Here is a 14,904-nt window from a genome sequence, read left to right as displayed (position 1 = left end):
GGATGTTCAGCCTTCCCCATCGCTCGCCACGGGACCTGCCGTTTGTCACCGACCACACCGCTCTGTTGCTGGTGGATATGCAGCGCGCCTGGCTCGAGCCGCAGTTCGACCCGCACCTCGAAGGCCCGGATGCCGCGTACTTCCTCAACCGCACGCGCTCGCAAGTGGTGCCCAATCAGGTCCGATTGCTCAACGCCTTCCGCGACGCACGACAGAACGTGCTGCACACCCTGATCGAAAGCCTGACCGCCGACGGCCGCGATCGCTCGCTGGATCACAAGCTGTCGGACATGCACCTGCCCAAGGGCAGCCCGCAGGCACAGGTGATCGCCGAACTGACCCCGGCGGAAAACGAAATCGTGCTGCCGAAGACCTCGTCCGGGGTCTTCAACTCGACCAACATCGACTACGTGCTGCGCAACCTTGAAACCCGTCACCTGATCATCGCCGGCATCGTCACCGACCAATGCGTGGACATGGCCGTGCGTGACGCCGCTGACCGTGGCTACCTCGTCACTCTGGTGGCGGACGCCTGCGCGACCTACACCGAAGCACGCCACGACGCCTGTCTGAATGCGATCAAGGGCTACTGCTGGATCACCGACACCGACACCGTGCTCGGCCGGTTGCAGGAGATGCAGCCATGAGCGAACGCCTGTCGCCGTTGCCGATGACCACCATCGTCACCACCGACCTGATCGGCGTCACCCGTGGCCGTTCGTTTCCCACCGATGAGCTGGAGCACTATCAGGCCGCCGGTTGTGGTTGGGTGCCGGCCAACAGCGCGCTGACGCCGCAGGACATCATCGCGTCGACCAGCCCGTGGGGCGCTTATGGCGACCTGCGGCTGATTCCCGATCTGGCCAGCCGCGTCACCGTCGGCAACGGTCCGGACGCCGCAGCACCAGCGCTGGATTTCATCCACGGAGACATCCGCGAAACCGATGGCCGGCCGTGGGCCGCCTGCCCGCGCACGCTGTTGCGCAACGAGGTCGAGCGCTATCGCGATGAGCTCGGCTTGCAGGTCAACGCCGCGTTCGAACACGAATTCAATCTGCACGCCGGGTTTGCCGAACATCTGGCGTTCTCGCTCGAAGCCCAGCGCCAGGGCGCCGAATTCGGTGGCTGGCTGCTCAGTGCGTTGCGCGCCGGTGGCGTCGAGCCGGAAATGTTCCTGCCCGAATACGGCAAGCATCAATACGAAATCACCTGCCGCCCGACCCTCGGCGTGGCGGCGGCAGATCGCGCGGTCAACGTGCGCGAGATCACCCGCGAAATCGCCCGGCAGATGGGCCTGGATCTGAGTTTTGCGCCGAAGACCGCTGCCGACGCAGTGTGTAACGGTGTGCACCTGCACGTCAGTCTGCTCGATCTGGCCGGTCAGCCGATGCTTTACGACGCCGGCACCAGCAACGGCCTGTCGACCCTCGGCCAGCACTGGGCGGCGGGCGTGCTGCATTACTTGCCGGCGCTGTGCGCGTTCACTGCACCGACGCCGGTGTCGTATGAACGCTTGCAGCCGCATCACTGGAGCGCGTCCTACGCCTGCCTGGGACAGCAGAATCGCGAAGCGGCGCTGCGCATCTGCCCGACCGTGAGCCTGGGCAACAAGCCCGTGGCGAAGCAATACAACCTGGAATTCCGCGCCATGGACGCCACCGCCTCGCCGCATCTGGCAATGGCCGCGCTGCTGATCGCCGGACGCCTGGGCATCGAGCAGCGTCTGGCGCTGAACGCGATCACCGATGAAATCCCCGATTCACTCAACGATGAACAACGCAAGGCCCGGGGCATCGTTGCCCTGCCCGCCTCCCTGGCCCAGGCACTGGATTGCCTGCGTCGCAGTGAAGCGCTGGTCGAAGCGCTGCCAAGCGCGTTGCTCGAAACCTTTTTCGCCCTTAAAACCGAGGAACTGGCGCTGACGGAACAGCTCTCGCCCGCTGACCTTTGTGAGCACTATGCACGCCTGTACTGAATCCGCCGAGCTTGGGTTGTACACCCGACCGGTCTACAACCTGAGCCGTGAAGATTCGACGCACCCGCTGATTCTGGTGTGCGAACACGCCAGCCGCTACATCCCCGAGGCCCTGAACAATCTGGGCCTGGATGACACGGCGGCGCGCGAACACATCGCCTGGGACATCGGTGCCCTGGCGCTGGCCGAGCAACTGTCGGAGCAACTGGGTGCAACGTTGCTGAGCGCCAACTATTCGCGCCTGCTGATCGACCTCAACCGCCCCCGGCATGCGCCCGACAGCATCCCGGCGCAGAGCGAGATCTATCAGGTGCCGGGCAACCGCGAGCTCGACGAAGCCACCCGCGAATACCGGCGCCAGTGCCTGTTCAAGCCGTTTCACACACGGCTGCAACAACTGATCGATGCCCGTCTGGCCGAAGGTCGGCCGGTGCGGGTGGTAGGGATTCACAGTTTCACCCCGGTGTACTACGGCCAGCCGCGCGAGCTGGAAGTCGGCGTGCTGTTCGGTCAGGCCCGGGCCTACGCCCAGCGGATGCTCGACGGTCTGGAACGACACCCGCTGAAAGTCGCCGGCAACCAGCCGTACAAGATCGACCCGCTGGGCGACATGACCGTGCCGGTGCACGGCGATGCCCGGGGCCTGGAGTCGGTGTTGATCGAAGTGCGCAACGATCTGCTGCGCAGCCCTGAAGCGGTGACTCGCTGGGCGAATTATCTGGCTCCATTGCTGTAAGGATTGTTGTAACCACTGCTGACGCTGTAAACGACGGACCGATATAACAACTAAAACGACCGATTGGCTGACAAGGAGTTGCGCTTCATGGAAATAGAAGAGTTCGGCTACAAACAGGAGTTGAAACGTAGCCTGACACTGACCGACCTGGTGGTGTACGGGATGATCTTCATGATCCCTATCGCCCCATTCGGCGTGTATGGCTACGTCAACGCCGAGGCACCGGGGATGGTGCCTCTGGCGTACATCATTGGCATGGTGGCGATGGTCTTCACCGCGCTGAGTTACGGCAGCATGGCCCGGGCCTTTCCGATTGCCGGATCGGTGTATTCCTACGCGCAACGGGGCCTGAATCAACACGTCGGTTTCATCGCCGGCTGGCTGATGCTGCTCGATTACCTGCTGATTCCGCCGCTGCTTTATGTATATGCGGCGATGGCGCTCAACCATTTGTATCCGGACATCCCGAAAGTCGGCTTCATTCTGGCGTTTCTGGTCAGCGCGACCTTCGTCAACCTGCGCGGCATCACCTTTACCGCGCGCATGAACATTGTGTTCCTGCTGGCGCAACTCGTTGTGCTGGGCATTTTCCTGTTCTACGCCTGGAATGCCCTGCACAGCGGTGGCGGCAACGGCCAGTTGACCCTTGCACCGCTGTATCACCCGGAAACCTTCAACTTCGCCCTGCTGATGCAAGCGGTGTCAATTGCGGTGCTGTCGTTCCTCGGTTTCGATGCGATCTCCACCCTCGCCGAAGAGATCAAAGGCGACCCGGGCCGAAGCGTCGGCAAAGCGGCGTTGATCACGCTGGTGGTGATGGGGGTGATTTTCGTCGCGCAAACCTGGATCGCTACCGATCTGGCAGCCGGCATGGGCTTCAAGTCCGCCGACACCGCGTTCTATGAAATCGCCGAAATCGCCGCTGGCAGCTGGCTCGCAACCTTGACCGGCGTGGCCACGGCCCTGGCCTGGGGCGTGGCGGTGGCGATCACTTCGCAAGCTGCGGTCTCGCGCCTGCTGTTCGGCATGGCCCGCGACGGCAAGCTGCCGAAAGTGCTGGCCAAGGTGCACCCGAAACACAACACGCCGTACCTGAGCATTTATCTGGTGGCCGTGCTGTCGCTGGTGATCTGCTACTTGTTCATCAATTCGGTGGACACCCTGACTTCGCTGGTCAACTTCGGCGCCCTGAGCGGCTTCATGCTGCTGCACCTGACCGTGATCAACTACTACTGGCGCCGGCAGAAATCCGGGCAGGTGATCCGTCACCTGATCTGCCCGGTGATCGGCTTCATCATCGTCGCGGCCATCATGTACAACATGGGCGTCGATGCACAGAAACTCGGCCTGATCTGGATCGCACTGGGTCTGGTGTACCTGTTCTTCCTGAACAAGCTCGGCGCCAGTACCGCGCTGCCAGACCCGAGCAATGGCTGACAAGAAAAAGAGCGGCGTCTGACAACAAATCAGGCGACCGCCGCTTTAACGCGTGGAAACCGACAGTGATAGTCAGGTTCGGCGAATGGGCCGAACCTTTTGATACAGGAGTGCATCCATGCTGGTCTTACGCCCAGTCGAGCCAAACGACCTGCCTCAATTGCAACAATTGGCGCGCGACAGCCTGGTGGGCGTCACATCCCTGCCGGACGACAGCGAGCACCTGGGCGAAAAAATCGCCGCCTCCTGCGCCTCGTTCGACAGCGATGCGGCGGCTCAGGGCCCGGAGAACTACTTCTTCGTGCTGGAAGACATCGACAGCCATCGACTGGTCGGCTGCTCGGAAATCCTCGCCACCGCAGGTTTCAACGAGCCGTTCTACAGCCTGCGCAACCGCCACTTCACCAGTGCCTCGCGGGAGCTGAACATCGAGCACGGCGTGCCGGCGCTGTCGCTGTGTCACGACCTGAGCGGGCATACGCTGCTGCGCGGTTTTCACATCGACGCAGCGCTGGTGCGCACGCCGTTTTCCGAATTGCTGTCGCGGGCACGCCTGCTGTTCATAGCCGCCCACGCGCCGCGATTTGCCGAAGCGGTGATCACCGAAATCGTCGGTTACAGCGACGAGCAAGGGCATTCACCGTTCTGGGATGCGCTGGGCAAACATTTCTTCGACCTGCCCTACGTCGAGGCCGAACGCCTGTGCGGTTTGCAGAGCCGTACGTTTCTCGCCGAACTGATGCCACAATACCCGATCTATGTGCCGATGCTGCCGCAGGCGGCGCAGGACTGCATCGGCCGCATCCACCCGGACGGCCAGGAAGCCTTCGACATCCTCGAGCGCGAGGGTTTTGAAACCAACAGCTATATCGATCTGTTCGATGCCGGCCCGACCTTGTATGCCCGCACCGCCAACATCCGTTCGATCGCGCAGAGCCAGACAGTCACGGTTCAGGAGGAACCGCTGATCGATGCTCGCGGTCGCTATCTGGTGAGCAACGATGCTCTACATGGCTTTCGGGCGGTGGTCACCGAGCTGGATTTCCAGCCCGGTCAGCCCCTGGGGCTTGACCCGGCCCTGTGCGCGGCGCTCAACGTCCGCGCTGGCGGCACGATCCGGTTGATCGCCCTGTGAACCGCGCCCCTACCCAACGACAGTGCCCGAGCAGGCGCGCAAAAGGAGTTGCAGCATGATTGTCCGTCCGGTCCAAGTCAGCGACCTGCCAGCGTTGATGACGCTGGTGCAACAGGCCGGGCCGGGGTTCACCACCCTGCCCGCCAACGAAGATCGCCTGGCCCACCGGGTACGCTGGGCCCAACGCGCCTTCGCCGAACAGGTAGAGCGGGCCGATGCCGATTACCTGTTCGTGCTTGAAGACGACGAGCAGCGAGTGGTCGGGGTCAGCGCCCTGGCCGGGGCCGTCGGCCTGCGTGAGCCCTGGTACAACTATCGGGTCGGCCTGACCGTCAGCTCGGCGCCGGATCTGGGCATCCAGCGGCAGATCCCGACGCTGTTCCTCAACAATGAACTGACCGGCCAATCGGAACTGTGCTCGCTGTTCCTGCGCCACGACCAGCGCCACGGCAGCAATGGTCGCCTGCTGTCGCTGGGACGCTTGCTGTTTGTCGCCGAATTCCCGCACCTGTTCGGCGAGAAAATGATCGCCGAACTGCGCGGCAGTGCCGACGAACAAGGCTGCTCACCGTTCTGGGACAGTCTGGGCCGGCACTTCTTCCAGATGGACTTCAGCCATGCCGACCATCTGTCCGGGCTGGGCAACAAGGCCTTCATCGCCGAACTGATGCCGCGCCAGCCGCTGTACACCTGCCTGCTCACCGAACAGGCTCAGGCCGTTATCGGTCAGGCCCACCCCAACACCGAGCCGGCACTGAAAATCCTTCAGTCCGAGGGGTTCGCTCACAAAGGCTATATCGACATCTTCGACGGCGGCCCGGTGATCGAAGCACCGATCCGCAGCATCCGCACCGTGCGCGACAGCCTGGAACTGACCTTGAGCATTGGCACGCCGGACGATCAGGCGCCGCTGTGGTTGATCCACAACCGCCGTCTGGAAAACTGCCGCATCACCGTCGCGCCGGGACGTAGGGTCGGCAGCAGTCTGGTGATCGATCGCCTCACCGCCAAGCGCCTGCAATTGCAGCCGGGCAACTCGGTGCGGGCGGTGCCGCTGCCCAATCAACAGCAGCAGGCGGTGGCGGCCTGAGCGCCTCTGCCTGCAACAAGAAAGCCTGAACAGGATTTTCCTGGTTAACTTCCTCGTTAATTCGTCATGATCCTTGACCCATTGGCGTGATAGCCTTTTCACCTTCGGCGTTGACACCTTTGCTCAAGCCTTTCCATTCCTTTGTATTGGTGGAACTCGTATGACCAGGCTTTCTCATCAAGATTTGCGCCGTAACTTCCGTCAGCTGCTGGCTTCCGACACCTGCTATCACACCGCCTCGGTGTTCGATCCGATGTCCGCCCGCATCGCCGCTGACCTGGGTTTTGAAGTAGGGATTCTCGGCGGCTCGGTCGCCTCGTTGCAGGTCCTGGGCGCTCCGGACTTTGCCCTGATCACCCTCAGCGAATTCGCTGAACAGGCCACCCGGATCGGCCGCGTGGCCCAATTGCCGGTGATCGCCGACGCCGACCACGGCTACGGCAACGCGCTCAACGTGATGCGCACCATCGTCGAACTGGAACGCGCCGGCGTCGCCGCGCTGACCATCGAAGACACCCTGCTGCCGGCTCAATTCGGCCGTAAATCCACCGACCTGATCACCGTCGCCGAAGGCGTCGGCAAGATCCGCGCGGCATTGGAAGCACGGGTCGATTCGGAGATGGCAATCATCGCCCGGACTAACGCCGGCATCCTGCCGAACCAGGAAATCATCAGCCGCACGAAGCAATACCAGGCCGCCGGTGCCGACGGTATCTGCATGGTCGGGATTCAGGACTTCGATCAGCTCGAGCAGATCGCCGAACACCTGACCGTCCCGCTGATGCTGGTGACCTACGGCAACCCGGCACTGCGTGACGACAAACGCCTGGCCGAACTGGGTGTGCGCGTGACCATCGATGGCCACGGTGCCTACTTCGCGGCGATCAAGGCGACCTACGACAGCCTGCGCGAACAACGCCAGATCTTCACCCAGGCCTCGGACCTGAGCGCCACCGAACTGACCCACACCTACACCCAGCCTGAGGAATACATCCTCTGGGCCAAGGAATACATGAGCGTCAAAGAGTAACCTCGCAACACGCTACAAAGAGGCAGAGCGGCCCGACGCCATCACGAGTCCACTCGCATGGCGCCCGCCGCGAAACCGCTGCCTGCCGTTACCGTTTCGCCAACTCCATAATCATCCGCGACAACAGATAAATCCGCGGTGCCACACTCTCCACCTCCGCGTATTCCTCCGGCGTATGAATGTTGCCGCCGACAATCCCGAACCCGTCCAGCGTCGGCGTCCCAACCCCGGCCGACAGACTCGCATCCGCCGCCCCGCCGCTGCCTTCTTCGGTCAACTTGCGGCCAATCTCACCGTAAATCCCCTGGGCCATCGCCATCAAACGATCCGACTCCGCCGTCTGCGGCATTGGCGGCAAGCCGCGTTGCAGCGAGGTCTTCACTTCGGTATCGGGGATCAATTTGTCCTGCGACACCCGCGCCAGATCCTTTTCGATCCGGTCGAATTCCTCCGGCACCGCCGCCCGCACGTCGGCCTTGGCCGTGGCCTGATCCGGGATCACGTTGGTGCGATCGCCAGCCTTGAGCACGGTGAAGTTGATGGTGGTTTTCTTGGCTTCGTCGCCCAACTTGCCCAGTTGCAGGATCTGGTGCGCCGCTTCCATCGCCGCGTTGCGCCCCAGTTCCGGCGCGACGCCGGCGTGGGCGGCTTTACCCTTGACCTCGACCAGCGCGGTGGCGCTGCCCTTGCGCCATACCACCAGACCATCGGCCGGGCGGCCCGGTTCGAGGTTGAGGGTCACGTCGTGAAGTTTGGCGGTTTTCTTGATCAGGTCGGTGGCGACGTCCGAGCCGGTTTCCTCGCTGGCATCGAGCAGGAAGGTGATTTGCGCGTAGTCCTTGAAGTCGAGGTTCTTCAGAATTTTCAGCGCGTAGATGCCGGCGACGATCCCGCCCTTGTCGTCCATTACGCCCGGCCCGTAGGCGCGGCCGTCCTTGATGTGGAACGGTCGCTCGGCGGCGGAGCCTTCCTTGAACACCGTGTCCATGTGTGCCATCAGCAGGATTTTCGCCTTGCCGGTGCCTTTGAGCGTTGCGAGTACGTGGTTGGTTTTTTCCGGGGTGTTGGGCACCAGTTCGATGGTGGCGCCGAGCTTTTTCAGCTCATCGATGGCGATGTCGCTGACTTGCTTGATCCCCGGTTCATAGCCGGAACCGGAGTCGATATTGACCAGGCGTTCGAGCAGTTTCAGGGCTTCGGGTTTGTATTGCTCGGCGTCGGCCAGCACCTGTTTGTGCGGTTCGGCGAAGGCGCCAGCGGTGGCGAAAGAAAGAGTCAGGCCGAGACCGGCGGCCAGCAGGGAACGAGGGAATTTGAACGTCATGAATCAATCCTTGTTTCGTGTCGGGTACTGAACCGTACCTGACATCGCGCCAAGGCTCTATCCCGGATGCGACACCCGATCCGTTCAAACCGAATCGAATACCTCGCGCCGTGGCTTGTCGTCGCTGCAGCAGATCACCCGATTACGACCGCTGGCCTTGGCTTCGTACAGCGCCTGATCGGCGTCATCGAGCCAGCGTGTCGCGTCGCCGTGAACCGGATCGAGCGCCGCCAGGCCGATGCTCAGGCTGACTTTCAGTGCCGGGTTCTGTTCGTACACCAGAAAGGAAAAACGCTCACGCAAGGCTTCCATCGCCTGCGCCGCGTTGAACAGCGGCAAGTCCGGCAGGATCACGCAAAATTCGTCGCCGCCGTAGCGCCCCGCCACATCGGCCATGCGCAGGTTCTGTTTGAGCATCTTGCTCAGCTGGCGCAGGACGATATCGCCCGCCACATGCCCGTAGGTGTCGTTGATCGCCTTGAAGTGGTCGATGTCGATCAGCGCAATCGCGGCACCGGTCTGCTGACGTTTGCAACGTTCGAATTCGATTTCCAGTTGATCCTTCCAGGCGCCGTGATTGAGCAGACCGGTCAGGCTGTCGGTGCGGCTCAGGGCCAGCAATTCGCGTTTATGCAGGCCGAGGGTGTAGGCCTGGCGAAAGCAGATCCAGCCCAGCGCCAGCGGATACAGCATCAACAATGGCAGACAGGCATAGAGCTGTGCCGGCGTGGTCATCGGGACGAACGCGGGGGCAAACACCACCAGTCCAACGCCGACGCCGAGCAACTGAGCCGCGGCCCCGGCCAGTAGAAAACGCAGGCCGCCGATGGCAACGTTGTTCATCGCCATCATCGAGATGGTCGTGGCACTGGGCAAGGGATTGAAGTGCATGGCGGCGACCCAGAAGCCACCGAGGAACGCGTCGATCAACAGGTTGCGGTGTTCAGCGTGGTACGGAACCTTCGCCCGGCGGGCCCATTGATACGCGAGGTGCGGCCAGACCAGGCCGTTGTACAGCATCAGCGCCCAGACCCAGGCCGGCGGGTCGAGCGGGTACATCGCGACACTCACGCACAAAAGCCCCAGGACCAGCCCGAGGGTTCGCGATGTATAGAGCCTCCTGGCCAGTGAAAGTCCCTTTCCTCCCGTTCTTCCCATAGGGGCCTCGACCACTCGACGGCACTGCGCAGACCGCAGACCGGATGTGCTGGGAGTCTATCAGGGCGACGTTAAATAGCCATCACCGGCCAGCGGGCCGAATACCCCGTCATTACCGCCACACGGCGGGCAAATGATTGGCTATACATGAAAGTAGGAAAATGGAAAAAAGACTCTAAGAAGGAGGCCCATGCAAACCTACCAAGTGTTGATCATCGGCAGCGGTTTTGGCGGCCAGTGCGCGGCGGTCAATCTGCTCAAGGCCGGTATCGACGACTTTCGCTTGCTGGAACGCCGGGACTTTTTCGGCGGCACCTGGTGCCAGAACACCTATCCCGGCGCAGCGGTGGATGTACCGTCGCCGCTGTATTCGCTGTCGTTTGCGCCGTACCGCTGGACGCAGATGTTCGCCGAACAGGCCGAACTGCACCGCTACACCGACCATGTGGTCGAACGCTTCGGCCTCCGTGATCGGGTAGAACTGGAGGCCAACGTCGAGCGTGTTGAATGGGACGACACCGAAAAACGCTGGGCCGTACACACCGGCACCAAAGGCATTTTTTATGCGCAGTTCCTGATCAATGCCACCGGGCCACTGAGCCAACCGGTTATCCCACACTTCCCCGGCCAGGATCGCTTTCAGGGCAAGACCTTTCATACAAACAATTGGGATCACAGCTACGACTATCACGGTAAACGGGTAGCGATTGTCGGCAGCGGCGCCAGTGCGGCTCAGGTGATTCCGGCGATTGCACCGAAGGTTTCCCAATTGCACGTGTTTCAGCGCACCGCGCACTGGGTGCTGCCCCGGGCCGACCGTACGTTCGGGCGGTTCCAGCGTTGGCTGCTGGGTCTGAAACCGGCCTACAAACTGCTGCGCTGGATGATCTACTGGCAGTTCGAAACCCGGGTCATCGCCTTCAAATACTCGAAACCGGCGATTCACATGGTGCAGCGCCAGGCTCTGAAGTTTCTCAAACGCCAGGTGACGGACCCCGAGTTGCGGAAAAAACTGACACCGGACTTCACCATCGGCTGCAAACGGGTATTGCTCTCCAGCACGTATTACCCGGCGCTGACCCGGCCCAACGTCACGTTGCACAGCCGCGAACAGGGAATCGCCAGGCTCGACGAAACCGGCATCGTCACCACGGACGGCCAGCACATCGACGTCGATCTGATCGTCTGGTCGACCGGATACGACGCCACCGATGGCGTGATTTCCTACCCCGTCAGCGGAAAAAACGCTGTGCAACTGCGCGATGTCTGGGCGCAATACCCGCGCGCCTACCTCGGCACGAGTCTGCCGGACTTTCCCAACCTGTTTATCGTCACCGGGCCGAACACCGGCATTGGCCACACCTCGGCGCTGTTCATCATCGAATCGCAGATGAACTACATCCTCGACTGCATCCGCACCTTGCAGGCCAAAGGTCTGCGCAGCATCGAAGTTCGCCCCGAAGCAGAACGTACCTACACTCAGATGATTCATCGGGAGATGGAACGAACGGTCTGGAAAACCGGCGGCTGCCACAGTTGGTATCAAAGCAGGAGCGGTCATGTGATCGCGATGTTCCCCGGCTTCAGTTTCAGCTACCACCGGTTGACCCGGGCGCTGAAACCGGCCGACCACATTCTGTCTTGAACAAGGAAGACCCACGATGCTTTTGCTGTTTGTCGCCCTCGCGGTTTTCGTGGCCTGGAGCTGGTTGAGCTACCCGGCGGTCGGCCATTGGCTCTACGATCTGAGCGCGGCCCTGGAGGCCAGGCTGTACCGGTTGCACAAGATTGAAGTTCCGATTGCCGAAATGACCGTGTCGACCTGGCAAGGCGGGCCTTATGAAGCGTCGAGCAGCATCCTGATGCTGCACGGCTACAGCGCCGAAAAGAACTTGTGGCTGCGCTTTGCCCGGCATTTTGTCGGGCAGTACCGGGTGATCATCCCGGATCTGGCCGGTCATGGTGAAACCGGCTTCAAGGCCGGCGGCGGTTACGATATTCCGGTGCAGGCCAAGCGCATGATTCAGTTGCTCGACGTCTGCGGCGTCGAGAAGGTCCACGTGATCGGCAACTCCATGGGCGGTTACATCGCCGCGTGGCTGGCGGCGACCTACCCGGACCGCATCGCTTCGGTGGCGCTGATCGACCCGGCCGGCGTCACTGCGCCCGAAGCCAGCGACATGGAGCGCCATCTGGCCCGTGGGCACAATCCGTTTCTGATCAATTCCCGGGAAGAATTCCGACGTTTCTATGCGATGACCATGGCCTCGCCACCGTGGGTGCCCGGTCTGGTGCTCGACGCGATCGCCCAGCGCTACGAACAATGCCGCGACGAACTGGAAGAGATCTTCCGGGATTTTCGCGCCAGCCCGCCGATGGAGCCGAAACTGCCGGACATCAAGTGCCCGGCGCTGTTGCTCTGGGGCCGCAAGGACCGGTTGATCGACGTCAGCAGCGTGCCGGTCTGGAGCAAAGGCATCAGCAATTTGCGGGTCGATGTCTGGGATGGCGTCGGCCATATGCCGATGGTCGAACAGCCGTCGAACACAGCACGTCTGTATCGGGAGTTTCTGGGGGAGAATTCGCGTCAGGACAGGTAAACGGTCAGTCGTTGGCAGAATGAAGTTCGTAGGATTCTTCGTTTGCCCGCGTCGGCGAAGGCTGCGATCTTTTCCGACATCCTTTACGTGACCGTGCCAGGAATTTTTTTCATGACCGTGCAGCCTTTCGTCAGCCCCGACCTGATCCGCCAACGCTTCTCCAAAGCGATGTCCGACATGTACCGCGAAGAAGTGCCGCTGTACGGCGCGTTGATGGAACTGGTGGAACAGACCAACCGCGACGTGCTCGCACGCGAGCCGCAAATCGCCAGCCAACTGCACAGCACCGGCGAAATCGAACGGCTGGACATGGAGCGCCACGGCGCAATCCGCGTCGGCACCGCCGCTGAACTGGCCACCCTCGCCCGCCTGTTCGCGGTGATGGGCATGCAACCGGTAGGCTATTACGACCTGACACCTGCCGGGGTGCCGGTGCATTCCACGGCATTTCGCGCGGTGCATGAAGAGGCGCTGCAGGTCAGCCCGTTCAGGGTGTTCACTTCGTTGCTGCGACTGGAGTTGATTGAAGACCCCGAGCTGCGAGCCTTTGCTGAATCGGTGCTGGATAAGCGTTCGATCTTTACACCTTCGGCGCTAAGGCTGATCGAACAGGCCGAGTCCGCTGGCGGCCTCAATGAATCCGAGGCCGGGGAATTTGTCCTGCAAGCGCTGGAGACTTTTCGCTGGCATCACAGCGCCACCGTCACCGCCGCGCAGTATCAGACCCTCAGCGCCCAGCATCGCCTGATTGCCGATGTCGTGGCCTTCAAGGGCCCGCACATCAACCACCTGACCCCGCGCACGCTGGACATCGACATCGTCCAGGCACAGATGCCGCTGCACGGCATAACGCCCAAAGCGGTGATCGAAGGTCCACCGCGTCGGCAGCATCCGATCCTGTTGCGTCAGACCAGTTTCAAGGCGCTGGATGAGCCAATCGCCTTCACCGACCAGACGCAAACCCGCGGCAGCCACAGCGCCCGTTTCGGCGAAATCGAACAGCGTGGCGCGGCGCTGACACCCAAGGGCCGCGCGCTTTACGACCGCCTGCTGAACGCGGCGCGCGATGAACTCGGCGATTTCCCCAACGAAGCCAATGCCTCACGCTACAACGCGCTGATGACCCAGCATTTCAGCGAATTCCCTGACAGCCTCGAGGGCATGCGCGAGCAGGAACTGGCGTACTTCCGTTATTTCCTGACAGACAAAGGGCTGACGGCGGGTCGTCCCGCTGATTTTTCGCTGCAAGCGTTGTTGCGCGACGGCTATGTGAAAGCCGAACCGCTGGTGTACGAAGATTTCCTGCCGGTCAGTGCAGCGGGGATTTTTCAGTCGAACCTGGGAGACGCAGCGCAGACGCACTATGGCGAGCATTCCAACCGCCGGGCGTTCGAACTGGCGTTGGGGCGTTCGACCATTGATGAGTTGAGCCTGTATGCCGAAACCCAGCAACGCTCGATCGAGGAATGCCTCACTACAATCGCCCGATCCGCGTGAAAAGAGGCGATTGGCCATACTGCGCAAGAAGTTGCGCACTTGCTCCCTGAAAACGCTCGCCGATTCCGCTGGAGGCCATGTTTTTCAAGGCCTCCAGCCAAGTGCGCAAGAAGTTGCGCAGTACTGCGCAACTTCTTGCGCACTTCCAGCCATTTCGCTGTTCAAAAAACGCTCAAAGCCGCGAAACAGAGCGGCGAAGTCCCCAGCTCCCGGGCATGTGCCAAAAGCTGGCACGCTCCTTGATAACAGTCAGCCACCCACCGGGCGATTTCGCCTCCCGGGCACCCTAACTTTATCCGCAAGGAGAGCATCCCATGGCAACACCAGCGTACATGTCGGTTACCGGCGAAAAACAAGGCCTGATCACTGCCGGCGCCTTCACCGCCGACTCCGTTGGCAACACCTACCAGGAAGGTCACGAAGACCAGGTCATGGTTCAGGCGTTCAGCCACGACGTGATCATCCCGCGTGACCCGCAATCCGGTCAGCCAACCGGTCAGCGCGTTCACAAGCCAGTGATCATCACCAAGGTCTACGACAAGGCTTCGCCACTGCTGCAAGCTGCTCTGACCTCCGGCGAGCGCATGAGCGAAATCGTTATCCAGTGGTACCGCACTTCGGCTCAAGGTACCCAAGAGCATTACTACACCACCAAACTGGAAGACGCGATCATCGTCGCCATCAACAACAAAATGCACAACTGCCAGGATCCAGGCAACTCGCACTTCACCCACCTGGAAGAAGTGCAGTTCACCTACCGCAAAATCACCTGGACCCACGAAGTATCCGGTACTTCGGGTTCCGATGACTGGCGTGCTCCAGTCGTTTAATTACGGCTGATCGTTTCAAGCATCGGCCAGCTCTGCTGGTCGATGTTGTTTACGCCCCTCCAGAATTTCGCGTGCGTTGAACCGCCTGGCGG

General features: G+C 61.5%; 13 protein-coding genes. 11 read left to right on the top strand and 2 right to left on the bottom strand.

What is annotated here, in order from left to right; translation table 11 throughout:
- Positions 1–2: 2 nt before the first annotated feature.
- The 7 genes from PMI24_RS17690 to PMI24_RS17660 all read left to right on the top strand — a co-directional run bounded on the left by PMI24_RS17690 (position 3) and on the right by PMI24_RS17660 (position 7,403).
- Positions 3–647 (top strand): isochorismatase family cysteine hydrolase, encoded by a 645-nt coding sequence (locus PMI24_RS17690; protein ID WP_007956245.1) that lies wholly within the window; start codon positions 3–5, stop codon positions 645–647.
- The gene (locus PMI24_RS17685; protein ID WP_007956243.1) at positions 644–1,975 is read left to right on the top strand and encodes a glutamine synthetase; all 1,332 of its coding nucleotides are present in this window, start codon (positions 644–646) and stop codon (positions 1,973–1,975) included. The genes PMI24_RS17690 and PMI24_RS17685 overlap by 4 nt, the downstream gene beginning before the upstream one ends.
- A complete protein-coding gene (locus PMI24_RS17680) occupies positions 1,959–2,711 on the top strand; it encodes an N-formylglutamate amidohydrolase (RefSeq protein ID WP_045121800.1) in 753 nt (250 codons plus the stop codon). The genes PMI24_RS17685 and PMI24_RS17680 overlap by 17 nt, the downstream gene beginning before the upstream one ends.
- Before the next feature lie 87 nt (positions 2,712–2,798).
- The gene (locus PMI24_RS17675; RefSeq protein ID WP_007956241.1) at positions 2,799–4,148 is read left to right on the top strand and encodes an APC family permease; all 1,350 of its coding nucleotides are present in this window, start codon (positions 2,799–2,801) and stop codon (positions 4,146–4,148) included.
- A 118-nt stretch (positions 4,149–4,266) separates the two neighbouring features.
- Positions 4,267–5,283, top strand: a complete 1,017-nt coding sequence (locus tag PMI24_RS17670) for an arginine N-succinyltransferase (protein ID WP_007956240.1) — start codon at positions 4,267–4,269, stop codon at positions 5,281–5,283.
- Positions 5,284–5,338: 55 nt separating this feature from the next.
- The gene (astA, locus tag PMI24_RS17665) at positions 5,339–6,373 is read left to right on the top strand and encodes an arginine N-succinyltransferase (protein WP_007956239.1); all 1,035 of its coding nucleotides are present in this window, start codon (positions 5,339–5,341) and stop codon (positions 6,371–6,373) included.
- Between the two features lie 160 nt (positions 6,374–6,533).
- A complete protein-coding gene (locus PMI24_RS17660; RefSeq protein WP_007956238.1) occupies positions 6,534–7,403 on the top strand; it encodes an isocitrate lyase/PEP mutase family protein in 870 nt (289 codons plus the stop codon).
- 88 nt (positions 7,404–7,491) lie between these two features.
- Here the strand turns inward: PMI24_RS17660 and PMI24_RS17655 are convergent, their stop codons facing one another.
- Entirely contained in the window at positions 7,492–8,727 is a 1,236-nt protein-coding gene (locus PMI24_RS17655; protein ID WP_007956237.1) for a M20/M25/M40 family metallo-hydrolase, read from the bottom strand.
- 84 nt (positions 8,728–8,811) lie between these two features.
- Complete coding sequence (locus PMI24_RS17650) at positions 8,812–9,885, bottom strand: diguanylate cyclase (protein ID WP_007956230.1); 1,074 nt, start codon at positions 9,883–9,885, stop codon at positions 8,812–8,814.
- A 190-nt stretch (positions 9,886–10,075) separates the two neighbouring features.
- Between PMI24_RS17650 and PMI24_RS17645 the strand changes: the two genes are divergently transcribed.
- The 4 genes from PMI24_RS17645 (at position 10,076) to PMI24_RS17630 (ending at position 14,812) form a co-directional block, all read left to right on the top strand.
- A complete protein-coding gene (locus PMI24_RS17645; RefSeq protein WP_007956228.1) occupies positions 10,076–11,530 on the top strand; it encodes a flavin-containing monooxygenase in 1,455 nt (484 codons plus the stop codon).
- 16 nt (positions 11,531–11,546) lie between these two features.
- Positions 11,547–12,485 (top strand): alpha/beta fold hydrolase, encoded by a 939-nt coding sequence (locus PMI24_RS17640; protein WP_007956226.1) that lies wholly within the window; start codon positions 11,547–11,549, stop codon positions 12,483–12,485.
- 111 nt (positions 12,486–12,596) lie between these two features.
- Positions 12,597–13,982 (top strand): 2-oxoadipate dioxygenase/decarboxylase HglS, encoded by a 1,386-nt coding sequence (gene hglS / locus PMI24_RS17635; protein ID WP_007956221.1) that lies wholly within the window; start codon positions 12,597–12,599, stop codon positions 13,980–13,982.
- 314 nt (positions 13,983–14,296) lie between these two features.
- A complete protein-coding gene (locus tag PMI24_RS17630; protein ID WP_003226246.1) occupies positions 14,297–14,812 on the top strand; it encodes an Hcp family type VI secretion system effector in 516 nt (171 codons plus the stop codon).
- Positions 14,813–14,904 lie beyond the last annotated feature (92 nt).

Origin of the sequence: Pseudomonas sp. GM25 (assembly GCF_000282255.1) — a bacterium.
GTDB classification, from domain to species: Bacteria; Pseudomonadota; Gammaproteobacteria; order Pseudomonadales; family Pseudomonadaceae; genus Aquipseudomonas; species Aquipseudomonas aphyarum.
The sequence above is the reverse complement of the archived record's forward strand: the minus strand, read 5'-3'. Positions and strand labels throughout refer to the sequence as shown.

Excerpts from the sequence above, each read along its gene's own strand:
- PMI24_RS17650 (WP_007956230.1), bottom strand. The coding sequence starts at position 9,885 with ATGGGAAGAACGGGAGGAAAGGGACTTTCACTGGCCAGGAGGCTCTAT.
- PMI24_RS17655 (WP_007956237.1), bottom strand. The coding sequence starts at position 8,727 with ATGACGTTCAAATTCCCTCGTTCCCTGCTGGCCGCCGGTCTCGGCCTG.
- PMI24_RS17630 (WP_003226246.1), top strand. The coding sequence starts at position 14,297 with ATGGCAACACCAGCGTACATGTCGGTTACCGGCGAAAAACAAGGCCTG.
- PMI24_RS17670 (WP_007956240.1), top strand. The coding sequence starts at position 4,267 with ATGCTGGTCTTACGCCCAGTCGAGCCAAACGACCTGCCTCAATTGCAA.
- PMI24_RS17675 (WP_007956241.1), top strand. The coding sequence starts at position 2,799 with ATGGAAATAGAAGAGTTCGGCTACAAACAGGAGTTGAAACGTAGCCTG.
- hglS (WP_007956221.1), top strand. The coding sequence starts at position 12,597 with ATGACCGTGCAGCCTTTCGTCAGCCCCGACCTGATCCGCCAACGCTTC.
- PMI24_RS17645 (WP_007956228.1), top strand. The coding sequence starts at position 10,076 with ATGCAAACCTACCAAGTGTTGATCATCGGCAGCGGTTTTGGCGGCCAG.
- PMI24_RS17640 (WP_007956226.1), top strand. The coding sequence starts at position 11,547 with ATGCTTTTGCTGTTTGTCGCCCTCGCGGTTTTCGTGGCCTGGAGCTGG.
- PMI24_RS17660 (WP_007956238.1), top strand. The coding sequence starts at position 6,534 with ATGACCAGGCTTTCTCATCAAGATTTGCGCCGTAACTTCCGTCAGCTG.
- PMI24_RS17685 (WP_007956243.1), top strand. The coding sequence starts at position 644 with ATGAGCGAACGCCTGTCGCCGTTGCCGATGACCACCATCGTCACCACC.
- PMI24_RS17680 (WP_045121800.1), top strand. The coding sequence starts at position 1,959 with ATGCACGCCTGTACTGAATCCGCCGAGCTTGGGTTGTACACCCGACCG.
- astA (WP_007956239.1), top strand. The coding sequence starts at position 5,339 with ATGATTGTCCGTCCGGTCCAAGTCAGCGACCTGCCAGCGTTGATGACG.
- PMI24_RS17690 (WP_007956245.1), top strand. The coding sequence starts at position 3 with ATGTTCAGCCTTCCCCATCGCTCGCCACGGGACCTGCCGTTTGTCACC.